Source organism: Jejuia spongiicola (assembly GCF_023502325.1).
Taxonomy (GTDB): Bacteria; Bacteroidota; Bacteroidia; order Flavobacteriales; family Flavobacteriaceae; genus Wocania_A; species Wocania_A spongiicola.
This window is the reverse complement of record NZ_JAMFLZ010000004.1, coordinates 46,025-67,715: the sequence shown is the minus strand read 5'-3', so window position 1 is coordinate 67,715 and position 21,691 is coordinate 46,025. Positions and strand designations below refer to the sequence as shown.

The window sequence follows — 21,691 nt, the reverse complement described above, 5'->3', positions numbered from 1 at the left end:
TTTAAAGAAACTTAATTTATGATTAAAATCGGTGTTGTTGGATTAGGCAGGATGGGGAAAATCCACCTTGAAAACCTATCTAAAAACATACAGGACGCAAAAGTAATTGCTGCGGTTAATCCTGGAGACGAAGGACAAAATTTTGCATTACAAAATGGTATTAAAAATGTTTCTAATAAAATAGATTCCATTACTAGCAACCCTGAAATTGATGCTGTTGTAATATGCTCTCCTAATAATACTCATTCAGAATATATAATAAAAGCTGCTAAAGCAGGAAAAGCTGTTTTTTGTGAGAAACCAATTGATATGTCTCTAGAAAAGGCTAATGAAACCATCTCTTTAATTTCTAAATTAAATGTTCCTATAATGATTGGGTTTAATCAAAGGTTTGACAACAATTTCTCAAAAGTGAAGAATGACATTTCTGCTGGAAAAATAGGGCTTTTGCGAAACATTCATATTATTAGTAGAGATCCTCAACCACCACCCATTTCTTACATTAAAAATTCTGGTGGCTTATTTAAAGACATGACTATTCATGATTTTGACATGGCGCGATTTATAATGGGTAGTGAGGTTGCTGAAGTTTTTGCTTACGGAAATTGCTTAATAGACCCAGCCATAGGTAAAGCAGGAGATATTGACAGTGCTACGGTTTTACTTAAGTTTGAAAATAATGCCCTAGCTACTATTGAAAATAGTCGGGAAGCAAAATACGGTTATGATCAACGTCTAGAGGTATTTGGATCTAAAGGCGTTATAAAAGTTAAAAACCCATTAAAAAGTAATGTAGAAACATCTACTGAAATAGGAACAGAGACTGATTCTCATTTAAATTTTTTTATGGATAGGTATAAATTATCATACTTAGAAGAAATGCGATGTTTTATTAATGCACTTATTAATAATAAACCAATGCCTGTTTCTGGTGAAGATGGTATTAAAGCTATGATAATTGCTGAAGCTGCTAATAAGTCGTTAATAGAAAATCGACCTATAAAAGTTGATAGTATAAAAATCAATTAAAATTATGAATTTAATAAACAAGGTTTCAACAATACTTCTAATACCTATACTTTTATCATCTTGTGAAAAACAGAAAAAAATAAAGCACAAAACATTTCAAACAGTTGGAAAAATTGAGCGGCTTGATAAACAATTAGATGATATAATTTCACCTAATGCTGTTATTGAAATACTTTCTACAGGTCATAAATGGTCCGAAGGCCCAATATGGATTAAAGAAGATCAAAAATTAGTATATACCGATGTTGGTCATCAAAAAATTTATCAATGGACAGAGAAAGATAGTGTTAGCTTATACTTAGATATGAATGACCCAAACCCAAACAGACCAGGTCCTAGTGCACTTTTAATTGATAAAAATAAAAAATTAGTCATTCTACAATATGGCCATGGACAAGCAGTGAAAATGAACAGCGCTTTGGATAAACCTACAAATGATTTTAGTGTTTTTGTTGATAATTATAATGGTATTCCGTTTAATAATACAAATGATGCTGCTTTCCATTCAAATGGAAACATGATTATGTCTGATCCTCCTCCAACAAAAAAAGAGGGTTTAAAAGCTGCAGTATATAGTATTACACCTGAAAGGGAAGTGCAAATTGTAACAGACACTCTTTCTAGCCCTAACGGAATTGCTTTTTCACCAGATGAGAAAACAGTATATATTGCAAATGCAGATTGGAAACATGCCATTTGGATTGCAGCAGACGTTGATGAAAATGGGAATATTTCAAATGGAAGACATTTTTTTGATGCTACAGGAAATGCTCCTAAAGAAAAGGGGCATCCAGATGGTTTAAAGGTTAACAAAAATGGGATTATATTCGCCACTGGCCCAGGTGGGGTTTATATTCTAAACCCCGAAGGAAAGCATTTAGGTACTATTTTAAATAATGAATTTAATACCAACTGTGTTTTAGATGATAAAGAAGAAACTTTATATATTACTTCTGGACCAAAATTGATGCGAGTAAAGTTAAAACCTTAGATAAGTTTTAATCAAAAATAATTCTCAGCTTTTCATTCTTTTTTTTAAGCTCGTTTATAATACTATCATTGGCTTTAGATCCTGAAAGATAGAGCCTTTTTAAATTGATAAGTTTAGGGATTACAGTTAGTAAACTGTCTGAAACATTTGTTTCGTATAAATTAAGAGACTCCAAATTTTGTAGGCCAGACAAATGCATTAAGCCTTTATCTGAAATATTATTTCTGCTAACATTTAGTTTTATCAAATTTTCTAATTGTCCTATTTTCATTAAATACTCGTCTGTAATATTAGAATGATTTAAGTTTAACCATATTAACTGGCCCTTTAATTGTAAGATAGTTTCAAATCCTTTTGGGGTTATACTTTTTTCGCTTAAACTAAAATTTGCTTCCAAATAATAGTTATCCTTCATTAGTTTATTTAGTATAAACCCTTGACTACTTAATGAATCGATAATCTCTTTTTTAGGCGGGCTAACTTTTTTATTAAACAGGTTGTTTTTATCTAATCCAAGAATATTTTTCGCCTTGCTAATTATTTCCTTATCTGGATTCAATTGAGAAAAATAACCATTGGATGGTGCGTTGTTATTTATCCACCAACCAATAAGCAATACTTCATTTTTAGTTAAAGGCTTTTTTCCTTCTGAGGGCATAAAGTCATCATGCGATTCAGGAAGTGTTATTCGTCTATAAAAATCACTAGCTTCTGCATCATTTGGAATAACTACATCTCCATTTTCGCCTCCTTTCATTAAGTTTGCATAGCTAGTTAAGTCAAGATCTCCTTTCTTTTTATCTTGATTATGGCAACTAACGCACCTATTATTCATTATAGGCGAAATCAAATCTAAATAAACATCTGCAGAGTCTAAAACAGTTACTTTTTTTCGAGGAATTTCTTTTTTAGGCATTCCTACAAGTGATCGGATTGAATTTGGAGCATATTCAAATAAATATGTTGACCCGTGTGTAAGGTTCCCTCCTAAATGGCCTGTATAAAAAACTGTAAACACAATAATAAGTATAAGTATTGATTTGCCATAAAATGGAAGTTTAATTTGCCTTTTGGAAATATAATAGCATATAGAAGAAAATAAAAACAATGCTACACCGCTCCATTTATGTAAAAAAACAGTATTCTCATTATAATCACCAGAGAGAGAAAGAAAATATCCAAATAATATTGCAAAAAGCGAACTTATACTACCTAATCCCCATAAGTAATGAATATAATTTTTTAAAGGTTGAAATTTAGCCCACTTAGTTGTTATTTCAACCAAAGCTGCTAATATTAAAAAACCGATAGGAAAATGAACTACTAAAGGATGAATTCTTCCAAAAAATATTAAAATATCTGAAGGATTATCAGTAACACCGGTATTTAATAAAATGCTTAACTCCATTTATTTTTATTTAAGCGGAGTTCCTTTAATAGGTTTACCATTTGTAGTTAGAATTTGAAAATGATGTGCTCTAAAATTATTATAAGTCCAAACTATATTTTTATTCGAATCAACTTCAAAAATTTTTATCCCTTTTTGTGCACCATAACTTGCAATTACTGTATTTCCGTTAGGTAATCTTTGGGCACCACAAGGGTCCACTAAAGGATCTTCATCATATAAAGCATTGTTTATTTCCCAAATTATTTGTCCTTTTGAGTTTAACTCAATAACTCTGTTCCCATGCGTAAGTGTTACTAAAGTATTTCCATTCTTTAATCGAATAGCTGTAAATGGCCAAGTCTCTGCTTTTCGGCCTCCAAATTTTTCATAATCTGTACTAAAAGTTTTTACTATAGTTCCGTCTGGCTGATATTCCTTTACTGCAAAAGCTAGCAAATGAGGCACTAGATAATTGCCATTTTTTAACTTTCTTGCCATACGGGTTTGCATATGAATATTATCAGTTTCAGGTTTCAGAGGAATACTTTTTACCACTTTTCCTTTTTTATTGATTTCAACTATTCTAGGTTTGTATCCAGATTCAGTAATCATTGTATTTCCGTTAGATAAACGTACAGCTGTTCCTAATTCCATTGATTCTTCAGTTTTCTTATAACTAAGAATAACCTCTTTTTTCCTATTATACTCTCTCACTTCATCACCCCAACATATTAAAACATGTCCATTTTTCAAGATATATCCATCTCGAGCTCCAGCTTTTTTAGAATCCCAAATAACTTCTCCTGCTTCACCAATAATTCCAGTAAACTGCGGTCCAGCTATAAAAAAAGAATGCGTTATTTCTGGTACTGTTTTTTGAGACCATAAAAAACATGGTACAATTAAGCATATAGCTAGAACTAATTTAAAAGTTGTATTTATTTTCATTTAATTACTGTTTTTAGGTTTTAAGCTAATATATCTTTAATGACATGTCCGTGTACATCTGTTAATCTTATATCTCGTCCTCCAAATCTAAAAGTAAGATGCTCATGATTGATCCCCATTAAATGCATCATCGTAGCATGAAGGTCATGAACTGAGACTTCATTTTCAATTACTCTATAACCATATTCATCTGTTCTTCCAAATATAGTTCCTCCTTTAATTCCAGCACCGGCCATCCACATACTACAAGCCGAAGGGTTATGATCTCGTCCATTTGACCCTTGAGCAAATGGTGTCCTTCCAAATTCTCCAGTCCATACAACTAAGGTTTCTTCTAATAGTCCTCTCGATTTTAAATCTTTAAGTAATCCAGCAATGGGCTGGTCTACTGCGTGAGCATTTTTCTCGTGCCCATCTTTTAGATTTCCATGTTGGTCCCACCTGTCGGCACTTACTTTTGGGCACGTTAACTCTATAAAGCGCACCCCTCTTTCAACAAGTCTACGTGCTAACAAGCATTGAGCTGCATAGCCTCTTGTATGAGGATCATCAGATTCAAATCCATATAATTTTTTTGTAGCTTTAGATTCTTCTTTGAATTCTGTTAATTCTGGAATTGAAGATTGCATTTTATATGCTAGCTCATAATTTGAAATAGCTGATTCAACAGCGTCAACTTCACCTATTTCAGCAAGTTGTTTTTTATCTAGTGCTTTAATAAAACTTAGTTTTTGTTCCTGTAAATTCGGAATACTTTCTTTGGGTTTTATATTAGCGATAGGTTGGGGGCCTGCTCTTAATATTGAAGCCTGATAAGATGCTGGTAAGAATCCATTTTTAAAGTTATCAAGGCCTCCAGGAGGAATAAGTCCTCCGTCTAGCACTACATATCCAGGAATATTTTTGTTTTCGCTTCCTAAACCATAAGTTATCCAAGACCCCATGCTTGGTCTTCCTTGAAGTCCACTACCTGTATGTAAAAAATAATTCGCATTTGTATGTTCTGGAAATTGTGATGTCATAGATCTAATTAATGCTATGTCATCTACGCAAGTTGCAATATGAGGAAAAAGCTCACTAACTGGCATCCCGCACTCACCGTACTGTTTAAACTCCCAAGGGCTTTTTAAAATTTTACCAACGTTATCAAATTGAGTTGCATCTACTTTAAATTTTTTCCTTGGATCTTCTCCATTTTCTTTTGTTAACCTTGGTTTAGGGTCAAAAGAGTCTACTTGAGACACCCCGCCATCCATATAAAGAAAAATGATGCTTTTCGCCTTAGGTAAAAAATGTGGTCCTAAATTGAGATTTGAACTTGGGTTTATAATAGACCTTTCAGACTGACCGCAAGATAATGGTAAAGGTCCTAACAAACTCAATAAAGCGAGTGATCCAAATCCACCTTTGCAGATATCTAACATTTCACGACGTGAAAGTGGTTTTTGCATAAAATTATGGTACTTACTCATTATATTAGGTATAAAAATTCTTTTAAATTAAATATACTATGACAATATTCTTTCCATATTTCTAAATCAAAATCGGCGTTATTATTGTTTCCCTTTTTCATATCCTCAAGTTGTTTTACAAATTTAAACGCATTAGCAATCTCATCTTCAGTTGGTTTTCTTGAAAAGGCACGCATATAAATCCACTCAATTTTTTGACCAAAGGATAAGCTTTCTTCTTTTAATAACTTTTGAGCCATAATTTCAGCTTGCTCAATTACAAAAGGATCATTCATTAAAATTAAAGATTGAGATGGTACATTAGTAACATCACGCTTTCCAAAAGTAGTAAATGGTATAGGGCGATCAAAAACGGTCATCATAGGTTCTAAAAAATTCCGCCTCACAGACTGATAAATACTTCTTCTTCCATTACCATTCAAAGGTCCTGATTTTTCAGGTCTTCCTCTTCCTTGCATAAACTTAGTTAAATAGGTAGGTACTGGAGGCCCATAAACTGTAGCGTTTAAACTTTCAGATGCGACTAAAATCCCATCTCTTATTGCCTCTGATTCTAAGCGTCTTACTGGAAAAGAGGCCAAATATATGTTATTAGGGTCTTTTTTTAAAGCCTCTTTATTAACAAGTGTACTTCTTTTAAAAGTTTCTGAAGTCACTATATATTTTATCATTTTTTTAATTGACCAACCCTCCTTTTGAAACTTAATTGCCAAGTGGTCTAAAAGTTCTGGATGTGAAGGGAGCTTTCCTTGAAGCCCAAAATTATCAACAGTTTCAACGATACCTCTTCCAAAAAGATGATGCCAAATACGGTTTACCATAACTCTAGAAGTTAAAGGGTTTTCTTTGTTAAGCATAGCTTGAGCCAATTCTAACCGACCACTACCTTTTGATTTAAAAGGGACATCTCCTAGTGGTAGCGCTGATAAAAATCTTCTTGGTATACTATCTTCTGAGAGGTCTTGGTGCCTCCCTCTATTAAATATTGGACTATTTTTCGCAAAACCATCTGAAACCCCATAAATAAATGTTTTGCCTTTTAATTTGCTTGATAATTTTTTACTGCTATCGATAGTCGTTATTAACTCATAAAAAGAAGGCTTTAAATGTCCTTTTTTAATTTGTTTGTTAATTGCTTTAATTTGTTTTGCTGATGGGTCATTATTCGTTATTCTTATTTCTGAAGGCCATTCTTTATTAAAGGAAATAGCATACTCTGCTTCGACAAAGGCATCTTTAGCTAAATTAAAATTATGCTGTATATATTCTCCTGTAAGAATTTCAACATAGGCTTTATGACCTTTCCAAGCTTCAACATTAAAAATATAGTTTGTCCATTCTGAACTATTTATTCCTTTAGTTAAATCTCCATAAATAGGGTTTTGTATTAATTGAAAATTGTCAACTATTATTCGAATTGTACTTTGATTACCTCTTGCGCGAACTCCTATAAAATTGGAGTCTAAAATAAAATCGGGAGATCGTAAACTGCCAAAAACACCAACATCAAAAACCCTACTTGATGCTACTCCTTCTTTTAATGCAATTAATTTCCCTGAATGTTTATCGATTTCTGGAACCCCTAAAGTTGTCTTTTCACCGAATGCCATTCCACTTGTTTTCCATTTACCAAAACTTGAAGCCCTAAAATCTCCAAGTAGATTATAATCATTTGAAGGTTTTATAACTTCATTATCTTTTTGGTTCCTTTCTACCTGAATTTGAGGACTAACTTTTTCTGTTACTAAAGCCTTTATATAATCTTGAATTTCTAATAATTCTTTTGCTATATTTTCTTTTTCAATAGATAAATTAGCATCTAATGGTGTAAAGCGAGTGCTTTCCATTATCCCATAAAAAGCATAATAATCTGCTGCTGTAATTGGGTCAAATTTATGATCGTGACATTTAGCACACGATACTGTAAGCCCTTGAAAAGTTTTTGAAGTTACATCAATCATATTATCTATTCGATTGGCTTCATCTTGACGCACATCAACGGGACTATGGGTTCCTTCTCCCATAGCATAGAATGCTGTTGCTATTTGGGATTCTAATTTCCCTGTTTCGGTATCATATCTCTTTTCTTTTAATAAATCTCCTGCTAAATGTTCTTTTAACAACTGACTATAAGGTACATCGTTATTAAACGCTTTTATTAAATAATCTCTGTATTCCCATGCACCAGTAATAGTATAATCAAATTCATGACCTTTAGTTTCTGCGTATCTAACCAAATCCATCCAATGTCTTGCCCAACGCTCACCATAACCCATTGAGTTTAAATACTTATTTACCATCGTATCATAAGCATTTTCAGATGAGTCTGAGATAAATTCTTCTACATCTTCAGTAACAGGAGGTAAACCAGTTAACAAATATGAAACTCTTCTTATCAATGTGTTTTTATTTGCTACTGGGGCCTTATTCAATTCCTTTAGATTTAAATAATTATTAACGTAAAAATCAATATCATTGATTTCATTATCTAGGCTAGGCTTAATAAACGACCAGTGAGGTTTCCATTCTGCACCTTGATCAATCCACTTTTGTAAAAGTTTAATCTCTCTTTCACTAAGCTTACTATTCATTTCTGGTGGTGGCATGATTTTATCATCGTTCTCATGAGTAATACGATAAATCAATTCACTTTTACTTGGTTTCCCTGGCACAACTGCATGCCCTCCTTCTTTTAATGCTGCAGTAGCGCCTTCATAAGTATCAAGTCTAAGATTGGCTTTTCTACTACTAGGATCTGGTCCGTGACATAAATAACAATTTTGAACAAGTATTGGGCGAATATCAAAGTTAAAATCAACTTTTTTAGGAAGTGACTCATAAGATTGATTAGAACTATTACATGATAATAAGATTAAGCACAGCATGCTCAATGACCATATTCTTTTTATGTTTCTATTAACAATCATAAATCTAAACTTAACGGTTAAGTTAAAAATTTCTTTCAATTTGAAATGTTCTATACTAATTCTACACTTACTAATTCATTTTTCTATCCAAAAAACAAAAATGCTCACGTGTGCTTTTTTGTTTAAAAACTAAATTGACCCTCTAAAAATAATTTTTGGTTCAATTACTTTTTTTTCAAAATTTAATTTTGCATTTTTTATTTGCCCTAATAGCAAGTCAAACGAACTCTCTACCATTAACGGAATAGATTGCTCTACGGTTGTTAATTCTGGTTCGCATGCAACACCCATTGGGTCATTATCAAATCCAATAACAGCAACATCTTCTGGTACGCTAACGTCTGTTTTTTTTAAATATTTAATAACACCTATTCCTATTTCATCTCTAACCGCTAATATTCCATCTGGTTTTTTTTCCAACGCCATTAACCTTTCGGCTTGAACAAATCCATCTTTCATAAAAAACCCACCTTTTACAACCAGTTCTTCTCGATATGTCAAACCATTATCCTTCAATGCTTCTTTATACCCTTCCAAGCGATCACGAAATATTTTATGTTGATAATGCGTAGAAATATAAGCAATCTCCTTTTTTCCTGATTTTATCATCGCATTAACTGCGTCATAAGCACCTTGAAAATTGTTAACTAAAACCTGTGATGCCTCAGTTTTTTCAGGAGCACGATCAAAAAACACATACGGGATACCTTCGCTTTTCAGCACATCAAAATGGCTCTCTTGAACAGTATCTTTAGTAACGGATGCTATAACACCTGCTACCCGATATCCTATCAATGAATCAATAATTTCTTTTTCTACACTAGCCTTCTCACTTGATTGAAATATCATTACAGAGTAGCCTGCTTCTTGCGCTATTTCCATAAAATCTGAAACAAATTTTGAGAAAAAATAAGGCCGTAAATCTGGAACCACAACAGCCAACACATTACTTCGCTTATTTCTAAAATTTTGCGCTAAACGGTTTGGTTTGTACCCTAACTCATTAGCTTTCTTCTTTATCTGATCTCTTGTTTCTTTCTTAACAGAACCTGTGTTTCTTAAAGCTCTAGACACTGTTACATGATGAATACCGAGTTCTCTCGCAACATCTTTAATCGTGACAGTATTTTTGCTTTCAATCATAATAATGATGTAAATATATAAAGCTCACGTGAGCTTTACAAAAAAAATGATATTTTAATAGAAATAAAAAAGCCCCACAAATTAATTTGTGAGGCTTTTAAAATTTTGTTCGAAGTTTTTAAAGCTTTATTTCAACTTCTTTTTAACTTCTACTTCGTGGAAAGCTTCTATAATATCGCCTTCTTTAATATCATTGTAGTTCTTAATTTGCATACCACAATCGTAACCTTTTGATACTTCTTTAACATCATCTTTAAATCGCTTTAAAGAGGCCAACTCTCCTGTATATACAACTACACCATCTCTAATTAATCTTATACTAGAGCTTCTAAGTATTTTACCATTTGTTACCATACAACCTGCAATGGTACCAATCTTAGATACTTTAAACATTTCTCTAATCTCTGCAGTACCAGTAATCTCTTCTTTAAGCTCTGGAGATAACATGCCCTCCATAGCATCTTTAAGATCGTTTATGGCATCATAAATAATAGAATATGTTCTAATATCAATTTCTTCTTTATCAGCAATCATTCTTGCATTCCCAACTGGACGTACATTAAATCCTATAATAATAGCATCTGATGCTGTAGCTAATAACACATCACTTTCTGTTATAGCTCCAACACCTTTATGAATTATATTTACATGAATTTCTTCTGTTGATAATTTTTGGAATGAGTCTGTAAGTGCTTCAACAGATCCATCTACATCACCTTTAAGAATAATATTCAACTCTTGGAAATCACCAAGTGCAATACGACGACCAATCTCATCTAGAGTTATATGGCGTTGTGTTCTAACTGATTGTTCACGTTGTAATTGAGCTCGTTTAGTCGCTATTTGTTTAGCTTCACGTTCATCTTCAAATACATTAAATTTATCACCTGCTTGTGGGGCTCCATCTAAACCTAATATAGATACTGGTGTTGATGGTCCTGCTTCTATAACATCATTCCCTCGCTCATCATGCATGGCCTTTACTTTACCACTATGTTGTCCTGCCAAGACATAATCTCCAACTTTTAAAGTCCCAGCTTGCACTAATATAGTTGACACATAACCACGTCCTTTATCTAGAAACGCTTCTACAACTGTACCAACTGCAGATTTATTTGGATTAGCTGTAAGCTCTAACAATTCTGCTTCAAGCAATACTTTTTCTAATAATTCTTTAACTCCAGTACCTACCTTTGCTGAAATATCGTGAGATTGAATTTTTCCACCCCAGTCTTCAACAAGCAAGTTCATTTGAGCTAATCCATCTTTAATTTTTTCAGGATTTGCGTCAGGCTTATCTATTTTATTAATTGCAAAAACAATAGGAACTCCTGCTGCTTGGGCATGCGAAATAGCTTCTTTTGTTTGCGGCATAATATCATCATCAGCTGCTGCTAAAATAATTGCAATATCTGTAACTTGAGCACCACGAGCACGCATCGCTGTAAAAGCTTCGTGACCTGGCGTATCTAAAAATGCTATTTTTTGACCGTTTTCTAATTGTACCCCATAAGCACCAATGTGCTGTGTTATACCACCAGATTCTCCTGCAATTACATTTTCTTGACGAATGTAATCCAGAAGCGATGTTTTACCGTGATCGACATGACCCATCACTGTAACAATTGGCGCACGTGGTTTTAAATCTTCTGGTTTATCTTCAACTTCTTCAATAGACTCCTCTATATCTGCTGTTATAAATTCAACTTTGTACCCAAATTCTTCAGCTACAATAGATAAAGTTTCAGCATCCAATCGTTGATTCATGGTAACCATCATACCTAAAGACATACAAGCAGAAATAATTTGAGTCACCTGCACATCCATCATGGTTGCTACTTCACTAGCAGTAACAAACTCTGTTACTTTAAGTATTTTGCTTTCAGCAGCTTCAATTTGCTGGTCAATTTCAGATTGCTCTCTGTGTTGATCTCTTTTGTCTCTTCTATATTTAGCCCCTTTACCTTTGCTAGATTTGCCTTGAAGCTTTTCAAGTGTTTCCCGCACTTGTTTTTTCACATCTTCTTCACTAGGCTCCTCTTTTACAATGTTTCGTCTTCCTTTACCAGCTCCAGGTTTTCCTTTAAACCTGTCATTTCCACCTCTTCTTGAAGCGTTTCCATTTCCATTTCCAGAACCTGGTGCACCAGCTTTACTTATACGGCGACGCTTTTTCTTATTTGCAGCACCTTCTCCAGTTTTAGCTTCTGGTTTCTTTTCTTCTTTCTTTTTCTTAGGTTTATTAAATTGAGTTAAATCAATTTTATTTCCAGCTATTTTTGGTCCAGTAAGTTTTTTGTATTGTGTAGCTACCTTTTCATCTGGAACAAGCTCTCCATCTTCATTTAGTTTTTCTTTTTTAGAAACAACTTCTTCTTTTTTGACTTCTATCTTTTCTTCTGTTTTAGCTTCTTCCTTTTCAGCTTTTACAGGTTCTTTCGCTTTAGCTTCTTCTTTAACATCTACCGCTTTTACCGCTACCTCTTTTTCTTTTTTAACTGCTTCTTGAGGCGCTTCTGGAGCAACAACTTCTTCTTTTTTAGCTGCTACTTCTTCTTTCTTTTTAGGTTCTAAATCAATTTTACCTACTGTTTTTGGTCCAGAAAGCGTTTTAGCTGCTTTAACAACTTCTTCTTTTTGGGCTGCTACCTTTTGTTTTTCTTCAAGTTCACGCTCACGTTGTTCGCGTAACAAATCTTTTTCCTTTTGTTTCGCTTCACTAACTTCTTTAGATGCAACTTTTTTATTAGCGTCTGTTTCAAATTCGTCTGAAAGAATTCTATAAGTTTCTTCAGAAATTTTTGTAGTAGGGCGCTTCTCAATTTCTACGCCTTTGGATTCTAAAAATTCCACAGCGCGATCTAGAGAGATATTAAGTTCGCGTAATACTTTATTTAATCTAATTGTTTCAGCCATAAATTGCCTTTAAAATACTCAAATATATATTATACCTATTTAATCATACAAATTAAATTGGTATTTATTCCTCGAATTCTTCTCTTAGAATTCTAATAACATCATTAATTGTTTCTTCCTCTAAGTCAGTTCTTTTAACTAAATCCGTTACATCTTGTTCTAAAATACTCTTAGCAGTATCTAATCCTGCTTTGCTAAATTCGTCAATAATCCATCCTTCAATTTCATCAGAGAATTCTCTTAATTCTACATCTTCTTCAGCGCCTTCTCTAAACACATCTATCTCATAACCTGTTAATTGTCCGGCTAAACGAATATTGTGACCTCCTCTACCAATAGCTTTACTTACTTCCTCTGGTTTTAAAATAACCTCGGCACGTTTAGTCTCTTCATCAAGTTTTATTGATGTTACTCTTGCTGGGCTTAAGGCTCTAGTTATATATAATTGTAAATTATTTGTATAGTTAATTACATCTATATTTTCGTTACCCAACTCACGAACTATACCGTGAATACGAGACCCTTTCATACCAACACAGGCACCAACTGGGTCAATTCTATCATCATAAGAATCAACAGCTACCTTTGCTTTTTCGCCTGGAATTCTAACTACATTTTTAATAGTAATTAAGCCATCAAAAACCTCTGGTATTTCTTGCTCAAATAACTTTTCTAAAAATATAGGTGAACTTCTAGACATAATAATGGTTGGCTTAGCTCCTTTAAGCTCAACAGAATCAATTACTCCTCTTACATTATCACCTTTTCTAAAAAAATCAGAAGGAATTTGTCTGTCTTTTGGTAATACAATTTCGTTACCTTCATCATCTAACAAAATCACAGCTCTGTGACGAATATGGTGCACTTCAGCTGTATAAATTTCTCCTACTAAATCTTTAAATTGCTTGTAGATAATAGTATTATCATGCTCATGAATTTTAGAAATTAGGTTTTGACGCAATGCTAAAATAGCTCGTCTTCCTAAATCTATAAGCTTAACTTCTTCAGATACGTCTTCACCAACTTCAAAATCTGGCTCTATTTTACGAGCTTCAGTTAAAGATATTTCTTGGTTTGGTTCTTCAACATCACCGTCTGCAACTACTATTCTATTTCTCCAAATCTCTAAATCGCCTTTATCTGGGTTAACAATAATATCAAAATTATCATCATCACCATATTTCTTTTTTAAGGCGCTTCTAAATACATCTTCTAAAATAGCCATCAACGTTACTCTGTCAATTAACTTATCGTCTTTGAATTCTGAAAAAGATTCAATTAACGCTACATTTTCCATAAATCTGAATTAAAATTTAATCATAACTTTTGCTTCTACAATATCTTTATAAGCAATATTTGCTTCTTTCTTTACAGTTATTTTTCCTTTACCTATTGGTTTCGGTTCTCTAACTTTCCATTTTAATGTAATGGTATCATCTGTTGCTTCAGCAAGAATTCCTTCTATTTTTTCTAGATGGGTTCTTACTTCTAGCACTCTATTTAAATTCTTTTTATACTGTCTATTATGAGTTAATGGTGAGGTTGCACCTGCAGACATTACTTCTAAAGAAAAATCTTGCTCTTCTCTATCTAAATTATGTTCAATAGCCCTACTAATAAACATGCAATCTTCAACTAAAACACCATTATCACCATCTATAATCACTTTTATGTGATTACTACTATCAATTGAAAAATCAATAAGAAATAAACTTGGTTTTTCAGCTAATGCAGTTTCTAGTAAATCTGTAACGGTATTTTTAAACATTTTTAGTATAAAAAGAGGGGACTTTCCGTCCCCTCATTATCTTAATTTTGCCTTTCAACGCTGCAAATATATAATATTTTAATTGATTTATAAAGTAATAATTTATAAATTTATGTGCATCTCAAATAATAAGAATCATGAAAAAAATACTTGTACCTACCGATTTTTCTGAACAAGCCGAAAATGCTTTAAAAGTTGCTGCGCAATTAGCAAAAAAACATAATTGCGAAATTCATTTGCTTCATATTATTGAAATTCCTATGCATAAAGTTGATGCTCTAAGCTCCTACAACAACTTACCTGAGGCTGTTTATTTTATGAAATTAGCTCACAAACAATTTGAAGAATTAAAGGCAAAAGAATACTTAAAAGGCTTAGTCATTCATGAGCATGTAGATTTGCATGAAATTTTTAAAGGCATTTTCCAAACCTGTAAAAAATATAGTATTGATTTAGTTGTTATGGGATCAAACGGCGTAAGTGGCTTAAGAGAGATGCTTATTGGAAGCAACACCGAAAAAGTAGTAAGAACCTCTGAAACTCCCGTACTTGTTATTAAAAATAGCCACGACAAATTTAATGTTAACGATTTCGTTTTTGCGTCTGATTTTAAAGATGAAAGCAAATCGTCTTATAAAAAGGCTATTGATTTTGCTAAAGTATTAGATGCTAAAATACATTTGCTTATGGTAAACACGCCCAATAAATTTATTACATCTGCTAAGGCAAATAAAAGAATGAATAAGTTTGTTGAGGAATTTAAGTTCTCTAACTACGTTACTAATATTTATAACGATTTAAGCATAGAAAAAGGTATTATGAATTTTTCTAAATCAATAAATGCCGATTTAATTGGCATGAGTACTCATGGCAGACAAGGTATTTCGCATTTTTTTAATGGTAGTATTAGCGAAGATTTAGTAAATCATGCCAAACGACCCGTGATTACTTTTAAGGTCTAAGAATTTAATGACACTTACTGGTTTACGTTAGAAATTGTAGCCACATCCTGTTTTAGGTGCTAGAAAAAAATATAGATTTTTTTAACCCTCAAAAATAATATGCTTTGAAAACAAAAAATCCTAATCAAAATAAATGATTAGGATTTTGTTGGCCCACTAGGGCTCGAACCTAGACTCTTTGGTACCAAAAACCAACGTGTTGCCAGTTACACCATGGGCCAATGTGTAATTTAGCGATTACATTTCGCTAAAGCAGGTGCAAATTTAGTATAAAGTTTTATTTGCGCAAGCATTTTTTTAAAAATAATTTTGAATATTTAACGTTTTTTCTAAACAATTAGAGTTTATTTGGCTGGCTATTTTTCTTTTATGTTAAGACTAACTAAATAGTTATGCCTCATTTCATATTTATTATTAAATTCGCCCAAGCAAACAAACATATACTTTATGGCACATTTAAACTTTAAAAAATGGAATACTATTTTAGGATGGTTCTCTTTTTTAATTGCTCTTATTACATATAGTTTAACAGTTGAACCAACGGTAAGTTTCTGGGATGCTGGCGAATACATTTTAACCTCAGCAAAATTGCAGGTTGGTCATCCACCGGGAGCACCTTTATTTCAAATGATGGGAGCTTTCTTTTCTACGTTTGCTTTTGAACCTTCTCAGGTTGGCTGGATGATGAATATGATGAGCGCTGTTGCCAGTGCATTTACTATTTTGTTTATGTTTTGGACGATTACTTTGCTATTAAAAAAGATAGTGGCTAACGGTAAAGAACTAAACGCTCAACAAAACATGGCTATTTTAGGCAGTGGCTTAGTAGGTAGCTTAGCTTTTACTTTTACCGATTCGTTTTGGTTTAATGCGGTTGAAACTGAAGTTTACGCCATGGCAACTCTAATTATGTCGGTATTGTTTTGGTTAGGTTTACGTTGGGAACAAGACATGGATAAACCACGAGGAAATCGATGGCTTATTTTAATTGCCTTTGTTATAGGCCTATCATTTGGTGTTCACTTTATGGGTTTATTAACCATTCCTGCTATTGGGCTTATTTACTATTTTAAAAACTACAAAACAGTTACAGTGAAAAACTTCATTATAGCAAATGTTGTTTCCGTTGGTATTTTATTGTTTGTTTTTAAATTATTAGCGCCTAACATTCTTAAGATTTTTAGTGTTTTCGAAATCTTTTTTGTGAATAGTATTGGGCTTCCTTTTAACTCAGGTTCTATTATTGCTGGTTTATTATTAGTTGCTCTTATTTTTTATGCTTTAAAGTATACTAGAAAAAAAGAATACACACATTTAAATACAGGTATTCTTTGTTTAACCTTCATTATTATTGGGTTTTCAACTTGGTTAATGTTGCCAATTCGTGCAAATGCCAATGTAGTAATTAACGAAAATAACCCATCAAGTGCTAGGGAGTTATTAGCCTATTACAATTTAGAACAATACCCTGAAACACATTTGTTTTATGGACCATTGTTTACAGATCAATTTGCTTATCTTGACAAAAACAACCCGTATGTAGATGACAAACCTAAATACGAAAAAGATAAAGAAAAAGGCGAGTACGTTATTGTAAACGATTATAAAAACGCCAAACAAAACTACAATTCTACTCACGCAGCTATTCTTCCTCGAATGTGGAGTGCTGAGCATGCTGAAAATTATATGATGTTTTCTGGTTTTTTAGATTTTAAACTAAAGCCAGATTATCAAATGCAAAACGAACTTCGTAAAGCCATATCAGATTTTAAAAACGATGTTGCGCAAGGGGGTGTTGATTATGAAGATTACAACAATTTTTTAAAACGATTTAAAAGTTATATAGAGATCGAGAAACCTTCGTTAGGTTCAAATATTCTTTACATGCTAGAATATCAATTAGGATACATGTACTGGCGTTATTTTATGTGGAATTTTACTGGTAGACAAGATGATATCCAAGGACGCTATGATAACCATGGAAATTGGATAAGTGGTATAAAACCAATTGACAAATTGCATTTAGGGTACTCTCAAGAGAATTTACCAAGTGATGTTAAAAACAATAAAGCTCGAAATACTTACTATTTTTTACCTTTAATTTTAGGGCTCATTGGTATGTTTTTCTTGTTTAATAAAGATAAAAAAACATTTTGGGTGATGTTGGTGTTTTTCTTGTTTACGGGATTAGCCATTCAATTTTATACTAATGTTCGCCCATTTGAACCACGTGAGCGTGATTACTCTGTAGTCGGTTCATTTTATGTGTTTGCTATTTGGATTGGTTTTGGAGTTTATGCTATTTATGATGCATTTAAAAAGCACTTGCATTCAAAATTTGCAGTACCTGTTATAACTTTAGCTTGTTTAATTTTAGTTCCAGGAATTTTAGCTGCAAACAATTGGGACGACCATGATAGATCTGGTAAATACACTGCAAGATCTATGGCTAAAAAATACCTAGATTCCTGCGATGAAAACGCCATATTATTTACAATTGGAGATAACGACACTTTTGCGCTTTGGTACGCTCAAGAAATTGAAGGCTATAGAACTGACGTGCGTGTTGTTAATACCAGTTTATTTCAAACCGATTGGTACATTGATCAAATGAAGCGTAAAGCTTACGAAAGCGACCCTGTGCCTTCGCAATTAACGCACGATGATTACAAATATGGCACTAATGATTATGTCATAAAAGAATTAGTAATAAGAGACACTTTAGATATTAAAGAAGCATTAAACTTTATAGCTAGCGATAACCCTAGATCAAAATACAAGTATATACTTCAACAACAAGAAGTAGATATTTCGCAAGTAAGAAATCAAGATCTAAATGCTAATTATTTACCAACAGAAAATTTAAGAATCCCTGTTAGCAAAGCAAACGCTCTAAAACATGGTATTGTAAAACCAAAAGATGCCGATAAAATTGTACCATATATTGATATTAGTATTAAAGATGGAGCTATTTATAAAAATCGCCTTTTAATGCTAGACATTGTCGCTAATAATGATTGGAAACGTCCAATTTATTTTACTGGTGGTGCTTTTGCTGAAGACGATTATATTTGGATGAAAGATTACTTACAGCTAGATGGTATGTGTTATAAATTAGTACCAATTAAAACACCTGTTGATAGAGCAAACCCTTTTGATATGGGTCGTGTAGACAGTGATTTGATGTATGAAAAAGTTAAGACTTGGAACTGGGGAAATAGTGGTAGTTCAGATATTTACCATGATGTTGAAACACGTAAAAACTCCATTACTTATCGAGGGAATTTAGCACGTTTAATGGAGCAACTCATCAATGAAGACAAGCTAGAAAAAGCTGAAGAAATAGCAGATATTGCTATGGCTAACATGCCTGTTGAATACTTTGGTTTCTATACGCTTTTAGAACCATACATTAGCGGATACTATGAGGTAGGAAATAAAGAAAAAGCACAGCAATTATTTAAAGACGTCGCTAATAAGTATCAAGAAAATTTAACTTATTACAGTGGTTTAAAAGTTGAAAATCAAGAACGATTGTTCGAGGATATTTACACTGATATACAACGCTATAAAAGTCTTGTAGATGTTTTAGTGGAGTATGATATAAATTTTGCTGAAACTGAAGGTGATATATTTAATAATTACTTGAAGCTATTTAGGCATTTTTATGGAGAAGACGAACTTGAAGAAGAGCAACAACGTACTGATTTAGATGTTCCTGCTGATAGTAATAGCTTGCAGATAGACAGTGCTAATTAATTCGGATTAAGGCAATGACCTTAACACCCATTAAAATACCTATGTTAGTAAAAAGGATGTTTCCAAATTACATTTGGAACATCCCCTCTAACCATAAAACCATTTATCTAACTTTTGATGATGGCCCAATTCCAGAAATCACAAACTGGACCCTTGATATTTTAAAACAGTATAATGCCAAAGCTAGTTTTTTTTGTATTGGTAGTAATATTGAAAAACACCCAAGCATTTTTCAGGATATTATAAATGATGGTCATACTATTGGAAACCACACACACAACCATATAAAAGGTTGGAAAACAAAAACTAAAGATTATTTATATAATATTAAAGAGGCTCAAAATATCATAAGCTCAAAACACCAGTCCACAGAACTTAAAACTTTAAGCTCTCCATTGTTTAGGCCCCCTTATGGGCAAATAAAACCAAAACAAGGTAAAAAACTTATTGGTTTAGGTTATAAAATAATAATGTGGGATGTTTTATCTTTTGATTGGGATTCTACAGTTTTACCTGAAACCTGTTTAAACAATGTAATTTCTAATGCTACTAACGGAAGCATCATTGTATTTCATGATAGCATTAAAGCTTCAAAAAATATGCAATATGCTTTACCCAAAGTTTTAGAGCACTTTAGTAAAAAGGGATATAGTTTTAAAAGTCTAGAATTTTAAACGTATTGCTGAATAATACCAATAAGGGTATTTGCGTCTTGTTCCCCACTTTGGCGCCATTTCATTTCGCCATCTTTATAAATAATTAATGTAGGTAGACCTTTTACACGTAAAGCTTCAGCAAGCTCTTCATTTTTTTCAACATCAATTTTAATCACCTTTGCTTTATCGCCTAATGCCGCAGCAACATCTCGAAGTACTGGATGCATTGCTGTAGATTGCTCGTTCCACTCTGTAAAAAAGTCTAACAAAACAGGAATATCCACATCGATAAGTTCACCAAATTTTGACATATCTTAATGTTTTAAATCAGTCTAAAGTATTACAAACCTACAATTTTTTATTCAGTTTGAAAATCAACAACTTAAACTAGGCTATATCTACTTAATTATAAATATATAAAAAAATGTAATAATCACAACATTTGTTAGTGTTTATGCGTGTTTTACATCCTTTTTAAGCTCTATAACGGTTATTTCTGGCCAAATACCTACACGCCCAGGAAAGGCATGATAACCAAATCCTCTGTTTACATTTATAAATCTACCAAATTCATTATACAACCCTGCCCATTGTTTATATACGTATTGCGATGGACTCCATTTAAAAAACCCAGGAATTTCAATCCCCATCTGTAAACCATGAGTATGCCCACTAAGCGTTAAATGATAATTAAAATCATCCTTTTTAACTTTATATTCCCAATGAGAAGGATCATGTGTCATTAAAATTTTAAAATCTTCTTTTTCCATTCCAGCTGTAGCTTTCTTCAAATCTCCTGACTGGTTGAAGCCTTTTCCCCAGTTTTCAACACCAACTATAGCTATTTTCTCTCCATTTTTTTCTAAGTAGCGATGTTCGTCTAACAATAAATCAAACCCTATTTTAGGATGAATATCTTTAACCGCTTGAAAATTATTTTTTTTATCTTCTTTCGAATTCCATTGTATATAATCTCCATAATCATGATTTCCTAAAACTGAGAATTTCCCCAATGGTGCTTCAAGGTTTTTAAATACATCTATCCAATCGTCCATTTCTTCAGCTTTATTATTTACAATATCTCCTGTAAATAAAATTACATCAGATTTTTGCTTATTTATCATATCAACACCATACTGTACTTTCTCTTTATTAGTAAAACTTCCTGAGTGTATATCAGACACTTGTGTAATAGTCAACCCATCAAAAGCTTCTGGTAAATCCTTAAAAGATAATTGATATTTTAAAACTTTATAATTATAACGCCCTTGAATAATACCATATAAAAAAGATGCAAAAGGAATTGCTGCTAAGCCTAAAGCTAATTTTGAAAGAAACTGTCGTCTACTTGCTAATGGTTTTGTTTCTCCACTTGAAAAGTTTGAAACTATTTTTTGAATAACGCGCACCACATCTTCTCCAAACATTATAGCAACTAAAACAAGCTTAGGAATTAAAAAAGTAAGCATAAAACCAATAGCAAACTGAAAACCTTTAGTTTGCCCTGCGCTTCTTGGTGTAGTGAAGACAGTATAAAATAAATTAACATAGATGACAACGGCAACTATTATCCAAATCCATTTGATGTACTTATTTTTTGTAACAGTTTTTAAAGCTTGAAATGCATAAAACTCAACAAAAAAGAATATAAGTGATGCTATAATAAGTGTAATAATCCAACGCGACATATGTAGTGTTTAAAAGTCTAAACAAATATAGTCGTAAAAAAA

Annotated in this window: 15 protein-coding genes and 1 tRNA gene; 5 read left to right on the top strand and 11 right to left on the bottom strand. The window is 32.6% G+C overall.

Going from position 1 to position 21,691, the window contains the following annotated elements:
* Positions 1–18: 18 nt before the first annotated feature.
* Both iolG and M3P09_RS10145 read left to right on the top strand, forming a co-directional pair.
* Positions 19–1,029: an inositol 2-dehydrogenase gene (gene iolG / locus M3P09_RS10150; protein ID WP_099563316.1), complete on the top strand. Its 1,011-nt coding sequence runs from the start codon at positions 19–21 to the stop codon at positions 1,027–1,029.
* A gap of 4 nt (positions 1,030–1,033) precedes the next feature.
* Positions 1,034–2,020 carry an SMP-30/gluconolactonase/LRE family protein gene (locus tag M3P09_RS10145; protein WP_249973051.1) on the top strand — a complete coding sequence of 329 codons (987 nt, stop codon included), beginning with the start codon at positions 1,034–1,036 and terminating at the stop codon, positions 2,018–2,020.
* Between the two features lie 7 nt (positions 2,021–2,027).
* On the opposite strand, the gene M3P09_RS10140 is transcribed toward M3P09_RS10145, so the two are convergent.
* The 8 genes from M3P09_RS10140 to rimP form a co-directional block, all read right to left on the bottom strand.
* Positions 2,028–3,428 (bottom strand): c-type cytochrome domain-containing protein, encoded by a 1,401-nt coding sequence (locus M3P09_RS10140; RefSeq protein ID WP_249973050.1) that lies wholly within the window; start codon positions 3,426–3,428, stop codon positions 2,028–2,030.
* A 6-nt stretch (positions 3,429–3,434) separates the two neighbouring features.
* Positions 3,435–4,358 carry a beta-propeller domain-containing protein gene (locus M3P09_RS10135; protein WP_249973049.1) on the bottom strand — a complete coding sequence of 308 codons (924 nt, stop codon included), beginning with the start codon at positions 4,356–4,358 and terminating at the stop codon, positions 3,435–3,437.
* Between the two features lie 20 nt (positions 4,359–4,378).
* Positions 4,379–5,809, bottom strand: a complete 1,431-nt coding sequence (locus tag M3P09_RS10130; RefSeq protein ID WP_233192437.1) for a DUF1501 domain-containing protein — start codon at positions 5,807–5,809, stop codon at positions 4,379–4,381.
* Between the two features lie 20 nt (positions 5,810–5,829).
* Positions 5,830–8,796 carry a DUF1553 domain-containing protein gene (locus M3P09_RS10125; protein WP_249973048.1) on the bottom strand — a complete coding sequence of 989 codons (2,967 nt, stop codon included), beginning with the start codon at positions 8,794–8,796 and terminating at the stop codon, positions 5,830–5,832.
* Between the two features lie 90 nt (positions 8,797–8,886).
* Positions 8,887–9,900, bottom strand: a complete 1,014-nt coding sequence (locus M3P09_RS10120) for a LacI family DNA-binding transcriptional regulator (protein WP_249973047.1) — start codon at positions 9,898–9,900, stop codon at positions 8,887–8,889.
* Between the two features lie 126 nt (positions 9,901–10,026).
* Positions 10,027–12,816, bottom strand: coding sequence for a translation initiation factor IF-2 (gene infB, locus M3P09_RS10115; protein ID WP_249973046.1), 2,790 nt, complete (start codon positions 12,814–12,816; stop codon positions 10,027–10,029).
* Positions 12,817–12,880: 64 nt separating this feature from the next.
* Complete coding sequence (nusA, locus tag M3P09_RS10110; RefSeq protein WP_099563310.1) at positions 12,881–14,113, bottom strand: transcription termination factor NusA; 1,233 nt, start codon at positions 14,111–14,113, stop codon at positions 12,881–12,883.
* Between the two features lie 9 nt (positions 14,114–14,122).
* Positions 14,123–14,584, bottom strand: coding sequence for a ribosome assembly cofactor RimP (gene rimP / locus M3P09_RS10105; RefSeq protein ID WP_099563309.1), 462 nt, complete (start codon positions 14,582–14,584; stop codon positions 14,123–14,125).
* Between the two features lie 137 nt (positions 14,585–14,721).
* Between rimP and M3P09_RS10100 the strand changes: the two genes are divergently transcribed.
* Positions 14,722–15,546, top strand: coding sequence for a universal stress protein (locus M3P09_RS10100; RefSeq protein ID WP_249973045.1), 825 nt, complete (start codon positions 14,722–14,724; stop codon positions 15,544–15,546).
* A 148-nt stretch (positions 15,547–15,694) separates the two neighbouring features.
* On the opposite strand, the gene M3P09_RS10095 is transcribed toward M3P09_RS10100, so the two are convergent.
* Positions 15,695–15,767, bottom strand: a tRNA-Gln gene (locus M3P09_RS10095).
* Between the two features lie 226 nt (positions 15,768–15,993).
* On the opposite strand from M3P09_RS10095, the gene M3P09_RS10090 reads away from it, so the two are divergent.
* Both M3P09_RS10090 and M3P09_RS10085 read left to right on the top strand, forming a co-directional pair.
* Positions 15,994–19,305, top strand: coding sequence for a protein O-mannosyl-transferase family (locus M3P09_RS10090; RefSeq protein ID WP_249973044.1), 3,312 nt, complete (start codon positions 15,994–15,996; stop codon positions 19,303–19,305).
* Positions 19,306–19,346: 41 nt separating this feature from the next.
* Positions 19,347–19,979, top strand: a complete 633-nt coding sequence (locus tag M3P09_RS10085; protein WP_347709809.1) for a polysaccharide deacetylase family protein — start codon at positions 19,347–19,349, stop codon at positions 19,977–19,979.
* On the opposite strand, the gene M3P09_RS10080 is transcribed toward M3P09_RS10085, so the two are convergent.
* Together M3P09_RS10080 and M3P09_RS10075 are read right to left on the bottom strand one after the other, a co-directional pair.
* Positions 19,976–20,272, bottom strand: coding sequence for a thioredoxin family protein (locus M3P09_RS10080; RefSeq protein ID WP_034042853.1), 297 nt, complete (start codon positions 20,270–20,272; stop codon positions 19,976–19,978). The genes M3P09_RS10085 and M3P09_RS10080 overlap by 4 nt on opposite strands.
* A 141-nt stretch (positions 20,273–20,413) precedes the next feature.
* Positions 20,414–21,649: a metallophosphoesterase gene (locus M3P09_RS10075; RefSeq protein WP_249973042.1), complete on the bottom strand. Its 1,236-nt coding sequence runs from the start codon at positions 21,647–21,649 to the stop codon at positions 20,414–20,416.
* Positions 21,650–21,691: the final 42 nt, after the last annotated feature.

Bases quoted from the DNA above. Each gene is read 5' to 3' on its own strand.
- iolG (WP_099563316.1), top strand. From the start codon at position 19: ATGATTAAAATCGGTGTTGTTGGATTAGGCAGGATGGGGAAAATCCAC.
- M3P09_RS10145 (WP_249973051.1), top strand. From the start codon at position 1,034: ATGAATTTAATAAACAAGGTTTCAACAATACTTCTAATACCTATACTT.
- M3P09_RS10140 (WP_249973050.1), bottom strand. From the start codon at position 3,428: ATGGAGTTAAGCATTTTATTAAATACCGGTGTTACTGATAATCCTTCA.
- M3P09_RS10135 (WP_249973049.1), bottom strand. From the start codon at position 4,358: ATGAAAATAAATACAACTTTTAAATTAGTTCTAGCTATATGCTTAATT.
- M3P09_RS10130 (WP_233192437.1), bottom strand. From the start codon at position 5,809: ATGCAAAAACCACTTTCACGTCGTGAAATGTTAGATATCTGCAAAGGT.
- M3P09_RS10120 (WP_249973047.1), bottom strand. From the start codon at position 9,900: ATGATTGAAAGCAAAAATACTGTCACGATTAAAGATGTTGCGAGAGAA.
- infB (WP_249973046.1), bottom strand. From the start codon at position 12,816: ATGGCTGAAACAATTAGATTAAATAAAGTATTACGCGAACTTAATATC.
- nusA (WP_099563310.1), bottom strand. From the start codon at position 14,113: ATGGAAAATGTAGCGTTAATTGAATCTTTTTCAGAATTCAAAGACGAT.
- rimP (WP_099563309.1), bottom strand. From the start codon at position 14,584: ATGTTTAAAAATACCGTTACAGATTTACTAGAAACTGCATTAGCTGAA.
- M3P09_RS10100 (WP_249973045.1), top strand. From the start codon at position 14,722: ATGAAAAAAATACTTGTACCTACCGATTTTTCTGAACAAGCCGAAAAT.
- M3P09_RS10090 (WP_249973044.1), top strand. From the start codon at position 15,994: ATGGCACATTTAAACTTTAAAAAATGGAATACTATTTTAGGATGGTTC.
- M3P09_RS10085 (WP_347709809.1), top strand. From the start codon at position 19,347: ATGTTAGTAAAAAGGATGTTTCCAAATTACATTTGGAACATCCCCTCT.
- M3P09_RS10080 (WP_034042853.1), bottom strand. From the start codon at position 20,272: ATGTCAAAATTTGGTGAACTTATCGATGTGGATATTCCTGTTTTGTTA.
- M3P09_RS10075 (WP_249973042.1), bottom strand. From the start codon at position 21,649: ATGTCGCGTTGGATTATTACACTTATTATAGCATCACTTATATTCTTT.